This is a genomic window from Paenibacillus sp. JT31N17 (assembly GCF_056269255.1).
Window position 1 is genome coordinate 163528 of record NZ_JBWDNP010000001.1, and the last position, 17701, is coordinate 181228.

The following is a 17701-nucleotide window of genomic DNA, read 5'->3' on the forward strand; positions in this document are numbered from 1 at the left end:
AAGCCGAATGTTCTGGTAAATGTAAAGCAATGCGATGCAATGTAATGCAATGCAATGAACCACTCTCCTTGTCAGGAAGGTGGTTCAGATGCACGGCGGCAGCACAGTGCCGCATGAATCGATAACGGGCGGAGCCCGTTTTGGTCTGGAGATAGGAACCCTTCGCCATCAAGCCGCCCCGTCCTACAGAATACGGGCCAGATTCCGGTAAGCCTTAGGGGGTATTCCTTCGCTGCTGCGGAATAAGCGGCTGAAATAATGAATATCCGGATAGCCAACCTGCGCTCCAATCTCTCCGACCGACAAATTCGTCTCCCGCAGCAGCCTTCTAGCCTCCCTGTGCCTGAGCATCTGCACATATTCCCCCGGCGGCATGCCTGCGACCTTCTTGAAGACCTTGATCATATGATCCTGATTCATGGCAAGCTTCTCGGCCAGAACCGGATTGGACCATGAAGCAGCCGGGTCGGCCTCCATGGCCGTCATCATTTCCAGAATCCGGTCGCCCTGAAGCGGCAGGTTGACGGGATTGTAAGTTCTCTGCGAGCGCAGCAGCAGCCCCAATACCTGCAGCATCAGCGCTTTGCAGAGCAAGTGATAAGCGGGCGGGCGCATCGTAAATTCATGCACGACCTGTTCCATCAGCTGGACGCATAACGGGGTAGGCGTGTAGACGAGCTTCTCCGAAAGCGGCTCGAAGCCTTCGGCCAGGGCTTCCACTCCGAACTTGATCTCCTGGACGGCCGCTTCGTTCACGACCATATCCACCTCGCTCACAATATCCAGCTCATCCTGAAAATCAAAATGAATGCCCATAAACTGCGCATAGGAAGAAAGCACCTCGTTGCGGTGGTAAACACCCGCCGGGATAAAGATTAATTGCCCGGGCGCAATATCGTGGCGCTCGCCGCCGATCCAGGTGGCAGCTTGTCCCTGGCGGACATAAAGCAGCTCAAAGTCGTAGATCCGCCTGCCATCGAGCGGACCCTCCGGCATTTTTTGAAATTTGGCATAATGCACGCTGGGTGACCAGTCGCGAAAGGGAACCTGCTTGCGAAGAGGATATAAGAAACCGGAATTGTCCAAAAACTGATCTCCTTTCGCTAAATATTTCAGGCTGTTCTATTGTTAAAATAGCTTTAGCTATTACTTATTTAACATAAATGACGTTTCGTTGGCAAACGCTATTGTCCAAATACAGGTTATGGGAGGTTTTAATGATGAAAAAAGGAATCAATATTTGGTCCTTTCCGGACGGCATGCCCATTGCAGAATGCATCCGGATCGCCAAGGATGCCGGGTTTGACGGCATTGAACTGGCTTTGACCGAGGGCGGCGAGCTGGGGCTAGACATTACGGACGCTAAAATCAGTGAAATCCGCCAATTAGCTGCGGATGCCGGTATTGAAATCAGCGGGCTCGCGACAGGCTTGTATTGGGACTATGCCATGACCAGCGACGACGAGGCGGTTCGTGACAAAGCGGTCTCCATTTGCAAAAAACAGCTGGAGCTTGCGGCAGCTTTTGGCGTTGACGCTATTCTCGTTATTCCGGGCGGCGTTGGCGTTGATTTTATCCCCGGCTACCCGGTTGTACCTTATGATATCGCTTATGACCGCGCATTGGCGGCGATTAAGCTGCTGGCCGCGGATGCCGAAGCCGCAGGCGTTCATATCGGTATCGAGAATGTCTGGAACAAGTTTTTGCTGTCACCGCTGGAAATGAGGGGCTTTATTGATGCCGTGGGTTCGGACTTTGTCGGCTCCTACTTTGATGTAGGGAATGTGGTTTATTCCGGCTATCCCGAGCATTGGGTGCGGATTCTGGGAAGCCGGATCAAGAAGGTGCATTTTAAGGATTACCGCCGAGAGGCCGGAGGCCTGGTCGGTTTTGTGGATTTGCTGGCTGGCGACGTCAATTACCCGGCTGTGGTCGAAGCCCTTCGGGAAATCGGCTATACGAACTATGTGACGGCGGAAATGATTCCTTCGTATACGCATCATTCCACACAGATTATCTATAATACGTCCCGTTCCATAGATGCGATTTTGAACGATTCGGCAAGAGCTTAAGGGAGGATGAAGAGACGATGCTAAAGGTTGGACTGATCGGCTTCGGATTTATGGGCCACATGCATATGGAGAACTATGTAAGGCTTCAGGCAGAGGGAGTGGAAGTCGAGCTTGTCGCCATCTGCGATCTTCTGATCGAGGAACTGAAACATCAGAAGGTGGAAGGCAATATCGCGACGGATTCCCAAATCACCGATTTGTCGAAATACCGTCTGTATGCGGACATTGAAGAGATGCTCAGCAGCGAGCAGCTGGATATGGTCAGCATCACGCTTCCTACGTATTTGCACGCCGACTTGACCTGCGATCTGCTGGGCCGCGGTTATCATGTGCTCTGCGAGAAGCCGATGGCGCTGAATTCCGCGGATGGCAGGCGGATGATCGCGGCGGCGGAGCAAAGCGGCAAGAAATTGATGATTGGGCAATGCCTGCGCTTCTGGCCGGCTTATGAATATTTGAAGGAAACGGTGGATTCCGGACGTTTCGGCGCAGCTACAGGGGGGTATTTCTTCCGCGGCGGCGCGACGCCGAATGGCTGGTTCCGGATTGGGGAGAAAAGCGGCGGCGCGATGCTGGACATGCATATCCATGACACGGATGCCATTCACTGGATTTTCGGCAAGCCTGAGAAGGTATTGTCGATGAGCCGCAATGTGGTGCCGGGCAGCGGCTACGATATCGTATCGACCAACTACAGCTACGAGGACGGTAAAGTTATCAATGCCCAGTGCGATTGGACCTTGCAGGGGGATTACGGTTTCTCGATGGTGTACAGGGTTAATTTTGAAAAGGGCAATATCGTGTTCGAGAACAATCAGGTGAAAGTAAATCCCAATGACGCTCCCGGCTTCATCGCCGAGCTGTCTCCGGATATGGGCTACTACCGTGAAATTCGTTATTTTGTGGAATCAGTCATGAACGATACTCCGATTACGACTGCGGAGCCCGCGAACACACTTGGTTCGCTTGAAATCATTGAAGCCGAGATCCTTTCTGCCGACCGCAGGGGAGAGGCGGTAACGCTGGGGAGCAAGAACGAACCGTCACCGCAGGTTTAATAGTAAGAAGAACCGGCTGCTACCGTCCATCGGCGGCAGCCGGCTTCTTCAGCTTTAGTACCACAAGGAGTGCAAAGATGTAAATTCATACTTTCTTGTTATTCCAAAAAAGGCGTTGAACTTCCAACGCCTTTTTGTTATTTTCCGCGCTTTAACATCCTCTCAATTGAAAGCTATACCAGCCGGTTTTTCAGCCATAGACGATATATGAGGTAGACCAGCAGCAGGAAAGCGCCGTATATGCCAATGACCAGGAATGCGTTTGAGAGATCGGAGAATATATTTTTTCCAAGATAAGAGAATACCAGCATCGCCGGTATTTTGCCTAAAGAGGAAGCGGCCGTGTAGGTGAGGAGATTAATGGACAGAAAAGCAGGATAGATATTGACGATGGCCTGCGGAAATACGGGAATTATTCTGGCCAGGAAGATGACCAGAAACGGATTCTTTTCCATCAAAACGGTCCATTTCTCAAGCCTTTTATATTTAGCCAGGTAGGCTCTGCCCTTCTTCTGAAAATATATGCGCACAACCAGATAAACAATGACTGATGCGGTGGAAGCCGCAGCCCAACTGATTGCAGCGCCAATAAGCGGTCCATAGATAAAGCCGAGCATGCCGATAATAATCTTGAAGGGCAGCACGGGGAACAGCAGAAAGCACAGACTGAGCAAAAACATAGTCAGGTAAGATGGACGGCTGTACATCATCCAATCGGTTATTTCCTGCCTGTAGATCAGAAGGCATATAATTGCGGCCGCATAGATCAGTAAGGTCTGCCATAATTTCATTGCAATCTCCTTATGGGTTGAAGCATTGAGTTTATCTTATCTTTGTACAACTCAATATCTGTGGAGCTTATAAAATGGGCTTTTTCCTAAGCTTCCATCAACGCCAGCTTATTCGCCAGCATTCGTGAGATATGCGTTTGAACTTGTTCCAATTCGTTTTGTTTTCTTTCAATCTCCTGCATTTTTTGACGGAGAATCTCAACCTTCCTTGATAGGGATAGCTCATTTGCCTCATCGGCTTGAATCACTTCTTTTATCTCCGTTATCGTAAATCCTGCAGTCTGAACCTTTTTGATCAACTGAAGATGCTCAACTGCCTCCTGGCAATATTCACGAATGTTATTTTCTCCTCGCTGTACATGGCGTGCATCCAGAAGGACTTCCTTTTCATAAAATCGGATGGCGGGAGCCGTTAAGCCTGTTTTTTGTGCCAACGTATTAATTATCATGAGAATCACCCCAAAAAAGGATTGACCTTCAACTATACTTTATAGTTTATACTCTACTCGTCCAGCAGCACCATGTCAAAATGCAAGAAGAAGAGAAGGAGATGCATAATGAGTACTATTCGAGCCATTGTTGTTTGTCCTGCAATCGAAGGACGTCTCAAGATTGACAATGTGGAGTCGCCCCGCCCTGCTTCATCATACAAAGCACTTGTTCGTGTCTCTGCCGTCTCGCTCAATCTTGGCGAGGTCCGCACCTCAATGAGAGCGGCTGCGGGATGGCGGCCAGGGTGGGATCTGTCAGGAGTAATCGAACAACCGGCAGCAGATGGATCTGGACCGCCAATCGGAACAAGAGTTTTTGGAATGGTCCCTTCCGGATCATGGGCAGAATTTGTGGCTGTTCCAACGGCCTTTTTAGCGGAGATTCCCGAAAATGTCACTTTTGCTCAAGCTGCGGCGCTGCCCGTCGCTGGCCTCACAGCTTTATATGCTCTGGAGAGAGGCGGGTTTCTACTTAATCGCAATGTCCTGGTCACCGGAGCATCGGGCGGTGTAGGCCATTTTGCCTGCCAGCTGGCTCATCAAGCAGGCGCTGCAGTTATTGCGCTTGTAAGGCGCGAAGAACGCGCCGCGAGTCTCCGAAAGACAGGAAGACTCCATATAGTCGTTGGAGAAGACGCTGCTGCAGCTCATTCATCAGGGCCTTACGATTTCATCGTGGATACGTTGGGTGGAAAATCGTTAAGCATTGTTTCGTCTTTTCTCGAATCCGGCGGCCGTTGTGTTAACGTTGGAGCTGCAACAGAGCCTGAGATGACATTAGAAGCCCGGCTAAAGTCCGTACCCGATGGTGTACTTGTCCTTGATGGGATTGGAGACCGGCAGGGTGTATCGAAGGATCTCGGCCGATTAGCTCAGATGGTTGCTGAGGGACGATTGCATCCGCAAGTGGCCCAGGAGTCATCCTGGACTGAAATTGCTGAGGTTGCCCAAAGCCTCTTAAACCGTCGTATCGCTGGCAAGGCGGTGCTTTCTGTTTCTTAATATGACTTTTTATAATCACTGGAATGGAAGAAATGATCATTGGTACCGGGTGTGGCTGCATGGTTTATTCCGGATTTGGATTTAGGGTAGAGTGGAGCAGCTGTGCAGACAGCTGCTCCTTTCTTATTATAGACCCGGCACTTGAGTCACTCCAGGGCCGAAGGGAGCAGGCGATACTTCCCCTTAACCAAGGAAAGGCATCCACCACGAGCGGGAGATTTCGAATAACCGGGATTTTGTGTGTGTTCGCTATTGACACATTAAACTGCAGAGAATATTATTTGATTAATCGATCAAAAAATTATATGTATAATCAAATTTCGATGAAGGAGGGATCCGCTCCGATGAAAAAGCAAATAGAGAGGTTAAAGAAACGGCGGATAGCAGCTTTGCGTACAGATATGCCGCTGGTGCTGCTTATGGCGTTGGCTGCAATCGCGATTCTCCGCGTGGTCATTGAAGACTTGCAGCTGCTTTCGCTGGAGTCGCCTCTATATAAGACGCTTTCTGCGGGTCCGTTTGTGATCTACCTTGGTATTGCCTTGTTACGGAAGAACAAAAGGCCGTTTTATGACTTTATCGTTCTAGGTACGCTGCTGGGCCTGTTTGTTGCGGTAACTCATCAGATCACCATGGACAATAATTTGCCTGAGCTCAAGGGAAATTTGAAAGATTTCTTCAGCCCGGCAGGGGAAGAGATAGTTATTCGCTTCGTGATCTTTTTCAGAATACTTGCTGTCCGCTTCATGGCAGGGGTATGTCTTGGCTTGATCGCAAACGTTGCATGCAGGATTCGGGAGAGAGGAACGAAGAATCCATCAGGCAACTCATTCCCGTCTTCAGTACGGCTCCGCCGCCTTGCTCCAGCGCTGGGCCTGCTCCTTCTTGCACCATGGGTGGGTGAATTTTTACTGGGAGTCAGTCCGCTCCGGAACCTTCCCGGGTTTCCGCTTATTGTGCCGCTGTACGGCGGAGGTGCCCTGCTCATTCGGGAGCTGGTCCGTCGTACCGGCCGCGGTTGGCCGTCCCTCTTCCTCTTGGCTGCGGCATATGGCGTTATTGAGGCGGGTCTGGTGGATCAATCGCTCTTTAACCCGACCTTCTTAGGCCTTGAATCCCAGAAAGTCACACCTATTCCCGTGCTGGGGATCAGCGCCTACAACACCCTGGCTTTTGTGATGGGGCATGTCATATGGAGTATCGCCGTTCCTGTTGCACTTGTAGAGATGATGACGCCTGCCAGAATGACGGTACCCTGGTTAGGAAAGGCGGGTCTGATCATAACCGGCGGTTTGTATCTTATGGGTTGTGCCATTGTTTTCAGCTTTATATACGCCGATGAAAAATTCCTGGCTTCGCCAATGCAGTTGATGTGTGCAGCTTCTGCGGCGCTCGCGCTGATTGCTTTCGCCTTTGTTATTAAAAAGAAAAGGAGTCCTGATGTTCCTTCGGCCCGCCCGGTGCCAAAGCCATGGCCTCTTGGTGTGGGTGCATTTGCAGCGGCCAGCCTGTTTTTTATGAAGCCCGAGAGCTGGGCTGGCCTGACGATGGGCATCTTCATCTTATGCATCGTGTCGCCGCTCGTTGTCCATTGGTCTCGGCAGCAGGAGTGGCGCTTGCGGCATCAATTCGCCTTGGTTGCCGGAGCTTTGCTGACGTATGCATGGGGAGGCTTTGCCTTGACATCATTGTTGTGGCCGGATGACTCTTTGGCTTGGATCGGAAATGTACTTTTTGCGTTGATCGCCGTAATGCTGCTGTTTGTGACCGCAAACCGAATACGCCAAACCCTTTAGGCAACGTAACTTTATTTAATTGGCAGCATTAATACGAGGCTTCGTGCTGCCAGGCACTATGAGCTTGATACGAAACATAAACAGGCAGCCAAAATAAAACGGCTGCCTTTTTCATGCTTGATCCTGTTCAGAAACGCTTAAAATTCATTTCGAAGGACGATTCTGCCTATTATTTCTTTTGCATCCATCCTTCGATGCGCCTCAGATGCATTTTGAAGCGGAAGAAGGGTCACCGGAAAATCTATCTTTCCTTCCTCGAGTAATTGGAGAACAGCCTTTGCGGCAGGACGGCCGGCACTCGGGTTTCCCATCAAATAGCCACCAACATTAAATCCCTGAACCCCTAAATTTTTTAACCACAACGAGTTGCTTGAAATATCCACGGCATGCTCGCTTGCATTGCCTACAAGCAGAGCACGGCCGAGTGGAGCCATTAAGTCCAAGCTTGAAGCAAGCATATCTCCGCCTACGGGATCGACCACGATATTAAATTGTTCATCTGCTATTGCTGATGGAAAATCTTCGGACAGTACAACATCGTCATAGTCTAATTCACGTGCAGCTTCCAGTTTGGAGGCAGTTCGAACCGTTCCGACGATGCGGGATGCTCCAAGTGAACGCGCAACTGCAGGGTACGCAGATGCCAGTCCTCCAATAGCGCCATGGATTAATACATTCTCACCTTTTTGAATGTGGGCGACCTTTGTCAGGGACAAATACGCAGTCACAGCGTTCGGGAGCGCCGACACGGCAAGCGCCGGGTCAATGTTGAATCCATCGAGAGATATGGTAAGAGCGGAATCGGCAACTGTAACAGTCGCGTACCCACCCAAACTCATCAAAGAAAGTGTAACGACAGGCTCACCAATTTGAAAGTCGGTGACACCTTCTCCCAATTCTCGGATAGTACCCGCAACCTCCAACCCAGGTACGTAGGGCGGCGAAAAAATAGGAATCGTACCGCGGCGAAGGAAAGAATCAATCAATCCGACTGCAGAGTGGGTTACATCAATGCTGACCTGCCCCGGCCCTGGATGAAGGTCTGGCGTTTCGGATTCCGAGAGGACGTCAGGACCTCCGTATTGTGTGACAACCATAGCTTTCATGCTGATTTCCTCCTTAAGAATGGGAATGGGCTTGCTTTTTAGTTTGTTAGCTCGCTGACCTCTTTATTTTCAATGATTTTCAGATGCAAAAATAGTCCGATTGTGCTTAAATATTGCCTAAGACTGCGAAATAGGGACATAATACAATCAGAAAACGAAAACTATCAATCCTATAAATCAAAACGCCGGTTTATTTATTTTATGCAAATTACGGATAGGGAAGGTAGATGAAATGATAGAGGACATCTCTGCTGATACTAGACGTTGTCTGAGTAGAATTTTGACTCTGACTTCACAATTTTCATTTTACGATGGAGTTTATCATACAAATATTCCATTTCTCTCCATACTTAAGGAAAACAAATCTACGCCCGTCTCGCAAGGGGTTCTTGCTCCTTCTGTTTGTGTAGTCATACAAGGAAATAAAGTACTTCATGCCGGGCGGGAAACAATTGATTACGGAGCAGGGAATTATCTTGCTTCAAGTATCAACATGCCAATCAAGGGGCAGGTTCTGAAAGCCACAAAAGAAACACCATATGTTGCGCTGCAAATTAATTTTACCTCTGAAGAGGTATCATCGGTTGCTTTGGAGGCAAATGTTAACATCAATTCGTATAAAAGCTTAAGCAGCGGTGCATTTATTGGGAAAACGAATATTGAAGCGCTTGGGGTATGTGAAAGGCTTCTTCGGCTTTCCGTTGACGCCCAGGCGGTCGCTTTTCTTGCTCCCGCCGCGAAGCGCGAGCTTATTTATCGCCTTTTAACCGGCGAGGAGGGTGATGTTTTTTATAGTAAAATGCTTTTGCATCAAGAGGCTGCCGGGATAAACCATGTAATTAATTGGATCACAGCTCATTTCGACAGTCCGTTTACGATCAGTCAATTAGCTGATTTGGGAAACATGAGCATTTCCAACCTGCATCATAAATTTAAAGCCGTAACGACTATGACGCCGCTTCAATATCAAAAGCGGATTAGACTTCAAGAGGCACGAAGACTGCTTATAGCAGGTATGATTGATGTAACCAGAACGGCATCGCAGGTTGGCTATGAAAGCTCGACACAGTTTATACGGGAATACAAACGTCTATTCGGGCTTTCGCCCTTAAGGGATGTTCGAGCCATACGGGCAGCAGGGGGCACAGAAAAGTAAGGAAATAATCCGCTGGGTATTGAAACCAATTTCAACGTTATACGGGATACCCGAATACATTCGTAACCAAAAAAACGGCGCATCGCCCTTGTCAGCAAGGGAAATACGCCGTTTTTTGCATCGTGAAGCCGTCGCTTTAGCATGATCGATTGCTGCCAGGTCTGCCGAGCCCGGCCAAGCCAATAAAGGAATTGAATATGCCTATCACGAACAGTTTACTATTCCAGATATAGAGATTGCCTGACAGACTGCATTTTAAATAGAAGGGTAGGTGCAGCCTCATCCCGGCGGTCCATGGTAGCAGGTGCGGGCCGTCAGAGTCACTCATAACGAACAGACGGGAGCGTGTATAGGATGAAAGTGTTATTTATTGGCGGAACCGGCCTGATTAGCTCGGCGGCTTCCAAACTGGCGATCGAGAAGGGCTTTGATCTTTATTTGTTAACCCGGGGAACCCGTGATCAGTTGGCGCCTGAAGGTACAACAATACTTCATGGCGATATCAACAACCGTGCAGAAATGGAAACTCTTTTGAACAATCAGCATTTTGATGTCGTGGTTAATTGGATCATTTTTGAGCCGGATGGCATTGAGCGAGATATTCAGCTGTTCGCGGGAAAAACCAATCAGTATATTTTCATCAGTACGGCGGCTACCTATCAAAGGCCCCCCGGCTACTACATCCTGGATGAATCCACACCGCAGCACAACCCCGGATGGCCTTACGCCGTCAATAAAATAGCCTGTGAGGAAAGGCTCGTCAAGGAATATCGGGAACAGGGTTTTCCCATCACGATCGTAAGGCCTTCCCACACTTACGGCCCGACCAGCATTCCGTTTGCGATCTCAAGCGGGGCTCATCCCTGGACGCTTGTAGACCGCATCCTTAAGGGGAACAAGATTATTGTTCCGGGCGACGGCACTTCGCTCTGGACAATAACCCACAATACCGATTTTGCAAAAGGTCTGGTGGGGCTGTTAGGAAATACGCAGGCCATCGGCCAATCTTTTCACATTACCTCCGATGAAGTCAAAACATGGGATCAGTACTTGACTATCATCGGCCAAGCGGTCGGTGCGGAACCGAACATCATTCACATCACCTCGGAATGCATCTCGCTTGCCATGCCGGAATTCAAAAGCCAATTATTCGGGGATACGTGCAACAGCTACGTTCTGGACAACAGCAAAATCAAAGCTTTCGTTCCCGGCTACATGGCGACAACCAGGTTCGAGCACGGGATTCGGCAATCCATTGCCTATTTCAGCGAGCATCCGGAACGGCAAACCGTGGATGTAGCGCTGAACGCAAAAATGGATCATTTAATCGCGGCTTACGAGGCGTTTTTGTCGAAGATATAAAGACAGCCGCCGCAGCTTTGTTCTTACGGGTAAAATATTGATTGACTGATTAATCTGCAGGAATGTTCAGGGCAGAACTTAGGGTTGCGGTAGATTGACCCAATCTCCATCATCGTTGACGGGGCCGGAACGCGGGAATCGATCATGTGACGGAAAATTGAACTTTTCTTCAATTAACCATAATTTAGAAATATTTGCGAACCGTTTTTTGACTCTCCCTTCCGTCTTGGACTACCATTAGGTGGAAGGGAGTGATGGATTATGGGAAATGTTTTGTTCATTGGTTTTCCCGGAGAAGGACATGTCAACCCGACGGTAGGATTGGTTAAGGAGCTTATAAGCAAAGGAGAGAAGGTAACGTATTATTGCACGGAAAAATTCAGGGAGCGAATGGAAGGAGCCGGAGCTGAAGTCCGAATATACGAGGATTTCGTTGAAGAGCTGCTGAGCAAGGCCGGCCAAACGGGCAGGGACCCGTTCATGTTCATGGAGTTTTTGCTGCGAAACTCGGAGAGGCTGTACGAGTCGATTCTGCCGCAGGTGCAGAGCGAAAACTACGATTATGTGATTTACGATCACATTTTTCTGGCCGGCTGGATGATTGCCGAGACAATGCAGGTGCCGAAAATCACCTCATGCACGACGTTCGCCTTTCATCCCGAATGGGAAAATCCGATGAAGGATTTGATTCCGCCGGCCAAGCTTGCGGAATTTAGAGACAAAATCGATGACTGGTCGAAGCAGATGAAGACCCAATATCAATTGGACCTCAGCTTCCTTAAGCAGCAGATGGGAATCATGTGCCACCCGGTCGATATGACGATCGTGTATACTTCGACGTATTTTCAACCGAAAGCGGATCGGTTCGACGATTCGTTTCATTTCGTAGGGCCGTCCATCGCCGACCGCGCGGATGCGCCGGATTTTCCGCTGCATGAGCTGAAAGGGCGCAAGGTCGTCTTTATTTCCATGGGCACCGTGTTTAATCAGCAAAAGGCCTATTACGAGATGTGTTTCGAGGCGTTCAAGGATCTGGATGCGGTCGTCGTGATGTCCGTCGGCAAAAAAACGGATTTAAGCGGCTTCCCGTCGATTCCGGATCACTTTATCGTCCGGAATTATGTGCCGCAGCTCGAAGTGCTGCAGTACTCCGACGTATTCTTTACCCATGGCGGGATGAATAGTTCGAGCGAGGGTTTGTTCTTTGATACGCCGCTTGCCGTCGTGCCGGTCTCGGCGGATCAGCCGATCGTGGCCGGGCGGGTTGCCGAACTGGGAGCGGGAATCGCGCTCAAGCTGAGCGAGATCTCTCCCGCGCAGCTGCGCGAAACGGCCAAGAAGCTGCTGAGCGATCCATCGTATAAGCAGCAGGCAGCCAAAATCGGGGCATCCTTCCGCGAAGCGGGAGGGGCGCGGAAAGCGGCGGAGCTCATTATGCAGTGGCGGCACCTTACGGCCTTATAAAGCGGCCGGTCTTTGCATCTGGACACAAACGAAAAAGATGAGACAAGAAATAAACGTATGAAGTCATTTACGTTAAAATGACCTCGTTGATCCAGAGAAACCGAATGCCGGCGAAACCTCTAGCCAACTGATGAAGGCCAATAATACCGGCAGTTCAAGCGCGAAAATGAGTAAGGCAAAAAAAAAGTATCATCCAGATTCTGGTTGACGCTATTCGTAAGCCCGTGATATAGTTTCCTTATTCAAGTTCCAATTCTAATGATCTAATAAAGGAGGTCACCAAGATGGCAAGTCCAATTGTCCCTATCCAATCCAACTTCATAGGCTTGTATCCATCGGCTGGCCCTGCCGTGCGTCTGCATTAATTCCCCCATGTACCTCGCTCCAGGCGGTTTCGCCTGGAGTTTTTATATTTCATCTCCAGGTTCCCGTCTGCACGGTCACGGTCACGCCGCGATTGCTTTAAGTCAGAAAGGGGCTCTCCGCCACCATGCCGCAAACACGCAAACCAAAACAATCCATGTCCTGGCTCCTCCAATACCTGCGTCCCGTCAAATGGCGGATGCTCGCGCTGATGCTCTTGCTGTTATTGACGACGGCGCTCCAGCTCCTGAACCCGCAGATCGTCCAACGGTTCATCGACCAGGCGACCGGCGCCGGAAGCGTCTCCAGCCTGCTGTCGCTGGCAGGGCTGTATCTCGTCGTTGCCGTGCTCAATCAATTGTTCACGGTATCGGTCGACTACCTGGGGAATGACGTCTCCTGGCGTGCGACCAACCAGATTCGGGCCAACCTGCTCAAGCACACTTTACGGCTCGATATGCGGTTCCACAACGTAAAGACGCCGGGCGAGATGATTGAACGAATCGACGGAGACGTGACCCACATGTCGAACTTCTTCGCGATGTTCATCGCCAAGATTGTGGGCAGCTTTGTCCTGCTCGCAGGTATTCTCGGATATATGTTCGTCTACAACTGGCAGATAGCCGCGACAATGACGGCCTTCACCTGCCTATCCATCGGCGTCATGATCGGAATCCGCGATATGGGCGTGAGAGCCTCCCAATCGGAACGCCAAGCGAATGCCGCCCTCTTCGGCCTGATCGAGGAGCGGATCGCAGGCATTGAAGACGTACAAGCGAACGGTGGAGTACCACATCTCATGAATCGCTATCACCGGGCAATGCGGTCGGTCTTCCTCTCCGGCCGCAGGGCTTGGATGCTCCGGGTCATGCCTTGGAACGTCACGGTCGTGATGTTCACGGTCACCGTCACCATCGTGCTGATGATTAGCGTCCGCATGTTCCTGCAGGGGCAGATCACGCTCGGCATGCTATTCCTCTTTTTTCAATACACCCAAATGCTGAACGACCCGATCGAACAGCTCGGCGATCAGCTGCAGGAGTTCCAGAAGGCGAAGTCCGGCATGCGCCGAGCCCGGGAGCTGCTCGCGCTGCAAAACGAGATCGTGGATGGCAATGACGACGAGCTGCCGCTGGGCCCGCTATCCGTATCGTTCGAGCAGGTGAACTTCAGCTATAACGAGGATCAGCGTATCCTGCACGACATCAGCTTCAAGCTGAAGCCGGGGGAACGGCTGGGCCTCATCGGACGGACCGGCAGCGGCAAGTCGAGCATCAGCCGGCTGCTGCTTCGTCTGTATAATTTGGACAGCGGCGTCATTCGGATAGGCGGGGTGGATATCCGTTCCCTGCGCCTGGAGTCGCTGTACCGCAGGGTCGGCATGGTCACGCAGGATGTGCAGCTGTTTGACGGCACCCTCCGCGACAACCTGACGCTGTTCAATCCGCACCTCTCGGACGAAGAGATCCTCAAGACGACCGAACGGATCGGGTTGCAGCCCTGGATTGAGGCGATGCCCCAAGGGCTGGATTCACGCCTCTCCGCCGGAGGAGCATCGCTCTCAGCGGGGGAAGCGCAGCTGTTCGCGCTGACGCGGGTGTTCCTGACCCAGCCGAGTCTGGTCATCCTCGATGAACCGTCCTCGCGGCTTGACGCCGCGACGGAGGCGATCCTGCAGAAGGCTGTGGATCAACTGGTGGAGCAGTGCACGGGGATCGTGATCGCCCATCGGCTGGCCACGCTGGACCAAGTCGACAAGATCATGGTGCTGCGCCAGGGCCGCATCATCGAGTTCGGCGCGAGAGCTGCCTTGGCGCAAGATCCGTCATCGGAATATGCCCAGCTGCTGCGAGCCAACCGACAGGAGGAATTGGCATGACCGTCACGCAATTCATGGGGAGATTATTTCGTTACAACCCCGTTCTATATCTTGTAAATGCTCTGCTATGGGGGCTCTTCCACGCGATGCCCGTCGGTATCGGGCTTGGGATGAAATGGTACTTCGACCGAGCGACGACCCAGTCTCACGATTACCTATGGCTCGCGCTGCCGCTGATCGTCGTCGCGCTGATCCGATTCTCCAGAGTCGGCATGTTTTTTATCGCTTTTTTCAAATGGGTGACGTACATCTATCATCTCCAAGCCGTTCTGCGCCGCAATATGCTGGCCGGGATCATGCGCTGGCCCGGACGCAATCTGCCGGCCTCTCCCGGGGAAGCGATGACCCGCTTCCGGGAAGACGTGGACGAAGTCGTTGAATACGTGGAGTCCTGGGTCGACTTTTGGGGCCGCGTGATCTACGCAGTCACCTGCATCGTGATCATGGCCCGCATCAATTGGCAGATTACGATGGTGGCCATCCTCCCGCTCGTCATCGTTACGTTGTTCAACAACTTGTCCGGCAACCGGGCGAGACGGTATTCCCAGCTGAACCGGGAAGCAACCGGCCGGATCACCGGCTTCATCGCGGAGACGTTCGGCGCAGTGCAGGCCGTGAAGCTCGGACGGGCAGAGGATCATGTGCTGAACCGCTTCCTTCAGCTGAATGAGAGCCGGCGGAAGGCGGCCTTGCGGGACAATCTGTTCAAGCAGTGGATGAGATCGCTGAACCAGCATGTGCTCAGCATCTGCACTGGCGTCATCCTTCTGATGTGCGCCGCGGAGATGAAGGAGGGCCGCTTCACCGTAGGCGATATCGCTCTCTTCACATCCTATCTGAGCACCTTCGCGTTCAGCGTCTCATTATTCGGCTATATGGTCTTCCAGCACAAGCGCTTGCGCGTTGCGCTCGACCGGATGCGGATTCTGTTCCGTCCGGGCGAGGAGGACCGCATCGCGGATCATAGCGAGATCCATTTGTACGGCGATCCCCCCGAGATCGAAGCCACGGTCGCGAGCGAGGACGATCGATTACAAAGCCTGGAGGTTCGGGGCCTGTCCTATACGTATCCGAACTCGAAGAACGGGATCCGGGACGTCGGCTTCCGCCTGGAGCGAGGCAAGTTCCTGGTCGTCACCGGCCGGATCGGCTCAGGCAAATCAACGCTCGTCCGCACGCTCCTCGGCCTCCTGCCGAAGTCAGACGGCACCATCCTGTGGAACGGGCGGTTGATAGAAGACCCGGCTGCTTACTTGAAGCCGCCGAGGACGTCCTATACGCCCCAAGTGCCGCGGCTGTTCAGCGACACTCTGGGCGAGAACATCACGCAAGGCAGCCACGTCCCGCCGGACGCGCTGGACCGCGTCATCCGTTTGGCCGTAATGGAGCAGGACCTTCGAACGCTGGAGAACGGGCTCGAGACCTTCGTCGGTCCCCGCGGTGTCATGCTCTCCGGCGGACAGATTCAGCGTGCCGCCACGGCTCGGATGCTCATGACGCAGTCGGACGTATTCCTCTTTGACGATCTGTCTAGCGCGCTAGACGTCGAGACGGAGAAGGTTCTGTGGGAGCGGCTGTTCCAGGAACGGGACGTGACCTGCATCGCGGTGTCTCATCGCAGAGCAGCGCTGGCGCGTGCCGACCATATCCTCGTGATGAAGGACGGACGGATCGAAGCCGAGGGCTCGCTGTCCGAACTGTTGGCAACCAGCGCAGAGATGCAGCTGCTGTGGCAGGGCGAGGAGTCGAGGGCGGATGTCGAGGAAGAAGAGGCCGAACAGCCGGCGTGAGGTGCGAATGGCTGGATGCCTGCAAGCGCTTAGCCCAGGCGTATCTTACGGAACACAATAGTTCTTTACATGAGGCAGCCGGTCAGAACGATCGGCTGCCTTTTTTCAACTAATAAAGTGAACAGAGAAAGAGGGGGAATCGGGAATCGGAATATGGATGCCGCCCGGCAGCAGCTGAAGGAACAAGGTGTCATTCCATAATTATTGCACAGCTCCTGGCGAAAGACGGGACATGCGTATTTAACCAGATGTGAAAACATTTCGTCAGATCGTGAATCGTCAGAGCCAGGCCCGGCGGATTACAATAATAATGGTAAGCGCTTACAATATAATTCGAAAACGAAGGAGTGAATGGTTTTGGTATTGCGCAATTATGGAGTGAGGGCTATTGTTTCGCTTGCGTTGAGCCTTGCGGTGCTTAGCGGAGTTTCACCTGTGGAATCGGCACCGGCAACTTCATCAGGAACGGATTCTGCTGCTGTTCCAGAGGTGATTCACGTTGCGGATTATGGTGCAGTTGCAGGAGATCAAACAGCCGACGGCGACGCCATACGAGCCGCTCTTGATACTGCGGCACGTTCGCCAGACGGAGCGGAAGTAGTGTTCGATGCCGGGCGGTACGTCGTCGATCCGCCTTCGAGCTGTCTATGGGACGCCTGCGACGAGCGGGGAGCCGATTCCATTCGAGGATTCGTTTGAGGATGGCAGTTCCTATGGTTGGGCGACAACCGGCGGTTCGTGGGCGGAGCCTCAGCCGGACGGAACGAAAGCATTCCGGCAAAACGCGCTTGCGGGAGATATCATGGTTTCCAACGCTGCAACGGAAGCTGGCGACGATTACACCGCGGAGGCGAGAATTCGCATCGATGGCGCGGGAACCGGAAGCACCGGCGCCGGCATGACGTTCCGTATGCAGGATAATGCCAACTTGTACTGGCTGAATCTGCGTCCCGGCAATAACGACGTCCGCCTGATGAAGAAAGTAAACGGAACGTGGACACAGATGGGTGCGGCCGTTCCGCTGCCTCAGTCTTCAGGTGTATGGCATGACGTGCAGGTGACGGTCAATTGCGATGCGATTACCGCATTCGTGAATGGAACGAAGTTATTCGACGTGAAGGATGTGTCTCATCTGACCGGGGGAATAGGCTTCCGTATGTACAACACCTCGGCCAGCGTCGATGACATTCGAGTTGATTATGGCAGCGTGAATACAAATTGATTGAGGCATGCCTTATGCTTATACGCGTGTATCCGAAGGGAGCGGCACATGGTTTTTAATAGAACTGTCTATGTCAAAAATTATACCCGACCGTCCATACTGGCGGAGAATTGCCGGCATATTAAAGCCGAGCGGGCCGCTTTCAAGCC

15 protein-coding genes are annotated in these 17701 nt (G+C 51.9%); 11 read left to right on the top strand and 4 right to left on the bottom strand.

Translation table 11 applies throughout. The features are described from left to right. Positions 1–183 precede the first annotated feature (183 nt). Positions 184–1086, bottom strand: a complete 903-nt coding sequence (locus tag AC0YOB_RS00795; protein ID WP_475791114.1) for a helix-turn-helix transcriptional regulator — start codon at positions 1084–1086, stop codon at positions 184–186. A gap of 134 nt (positions 1087–1220) precedes the next feature. Here AC0YOB_RS00795 and AC0YOB_RS00800 point away from each other — a divergent pair, with 134 nt between their 5' ends. After that, complete coding sequence (locus tag AC0YOB_RS00800; protein ID WP_475792272.1) at positions 1221–2072, top strand: sugar phosphate isomerase/epimerase family protein; 852 nt, start codon at positions 1221–1223, stop codon at positions 2070–2072. Between the two features lie 17 nt (positions 2073–2089). Further along, on the top strand, positions 2090–3130 hold the full coding sequence (locus AC0YOB_RS00805; protein ID WP_475791115.1) for a Gfo/Idh/MocA family protein: 1041 nt from the start codon (positions 2090–2092) through the stop codon (positions 3128–3130). Positions 3131–3303: 173 nt separating this feature from the next. On the opposite strand, the gene AC0YOB_RS00810 is transcribed toward AC0YOB_RS00805, so the two are convergent. Continuing rightward, positions 3304–3921: a TVP38/TMEM64 family protein gene (locus tag AC0YOB_RS00810; RefSeq protein WP_475791116.1), complete on the bottom strand. Its 618-nt coding sequence runs from the start codon at positions 3919–3921 to the stop codon at positions 3304–3306. A gap of 86 nt (positions 3922–4007) precedes the next feature. Beyond that, positions 4008–4370 carry a MerR family transcriptional regulator gene (locus AC0YOB_RS00815; protein WP_475791117.1) on the bottom strand — a complete coding sequence of 121 codons (363 nt, stop codon included), beginning with the start codon at positions 4368–4370 and terminating at the stop codon, positions 4008–4010. 108 nt (positions 4371–4478) lie between these two features. On the opposite strand from AC0YOB_RS00815, the gene AC0YOB_RS00820 reads away from it, so the two are divergent. Continuing rightward, the gene (locus AC0YOB_RS00820) at positions 4479–5414 is read left to right on the top strand and encodes a zinc-binding dehydrogenase (protein WP_475791118.1); all 936 of its coding nucleotides are present in this window, start codon (positions 4479–4481) and stop codon (positions 5412–5414) included. A 32-nt stretch (positions 5415–5446) separates the two neighbouring features. After that, a complete protein-coding gene (locus tag AC0YOB_RS00825) occupies positions 5447–7210 on the top strand; it encodes a hypothetical protein (RefSeq protein ID WP_475791119.1) in 1764 nt (587 codons plus the stop codon). 137 nt (positions 7211–7347) lie between these two features. Here the strand turns inward: AC0YOB_RS00825 and AC0YOB_RS00830 are convergent, their stop codons facing one another. Next, on the bottom strand, positions 7348–8316 hold the full coding sequence (locus AC0YOB_RS00830) for a quinone oxidoreductase family protein (RefSeq protein WP_475791120.1): 969 nt from the start codon (positions 8314–8316) through the stop codon (positions 7348–7350). A gap of 232 nt (positions 8317–8548) precedes the next feature. On the opposite strand from AC0YOB_RS00830, the gene AC0YOB_RS00835 reads away from it, so the two are divergent. The 7 genes from AC0YOB_RS00835 to AC0YOB_RS00865 all read left to right on the top strand — a co-directional run bounded on the left by AC0YOB_RS00835 (position 8549) and on the right by AC0YOB_RS00865 (position 17552). After that, entirely contained in the window at positions 8549–9472 is a 924-nt protein-coding gene (locus AC0YOB_RS00835; protein ID WP_475791121.1) for an AraC family transcriptional regulator, read from the top strand. A gap of 354 nt (positions 9473–9826) precedes the next feature. Then, positions 9827–10834 carry an SDR family oxidoreductase gene (locus tag AC0YOB_RS00840; protein ID WP_475791122.1) on the top strand — a complete coding sequence of 336 codons (1008 nt, stop codon included), beginning with the start codon at positions 9827–9829 and terminating at the stop codon, positions 10832–10834. A gap of 261 nt (positions 10835–11095) precedes the next feature. After that, positions 11096–12298 (top strand): macrolide family glycosyltransferase, encoded by a 1203-nt coding sequence (locus tag AC0YOB_RS00845; protein ID WP_475791123.1) that lies wholly within the window; start codon positions 11096–11098, stop codon positions 12296–12298. Between the two features lie 490 nt (positions 12299–12788). Beyond that, the gene (locus AC0YOB_RS00850; protein ID WP_475791124.1) at positions 12789–14540 is read left to right on the top strand and encodes an ABC transporter ATP-binding protein; all 1752 of its coding nucleotides are present in this window, start codon (positions 12789–12791) and stop codon (positions 14538–14540) included. Then, positions 14537–16330, top strand: a complete 1794-nt coding sequence (locus AC0YOB_RS00855) for an ABC transporter ATP-binding protein (RefSeq protein WP_475791125.1) — start codon at positions 14537–14539, stop codon at positions 16328–16330. Before AC0YOB_RS00850 ends, AC0YOB_RS00855 begins: the two co-directional genes overlap by 4 nt. A 357-nt stretch (positions 16331–16687) precedes the next feature. Then, positions 16688–17029, top strand: a complete 342-nt coding sequence (locus tag AC0YOB_RS00860) for a hypothetical protein (RefSeq protein ID WP_475791126.1) — start codon at positions 16688–16690, stop codon at positions 17027–17029. Next, complete coding sequence (locus AC0YOB_RS00865) at positions 16938–17552, top strand: 3-keto-alpha-glucoside-1,2-lyase-like domain-containing protein (protein WP_475791127.1); 615 nt, start codon at positions 16938–16940, stop codon at positions 17550–17552. The genes AC0YOB_RS00860 and AC0YOB_RS00865 overlap by 92 nt, the downstream gene beginning before the upstream one ends. Positions 17553–17701 lie beyond the last annotated feature (149 nt).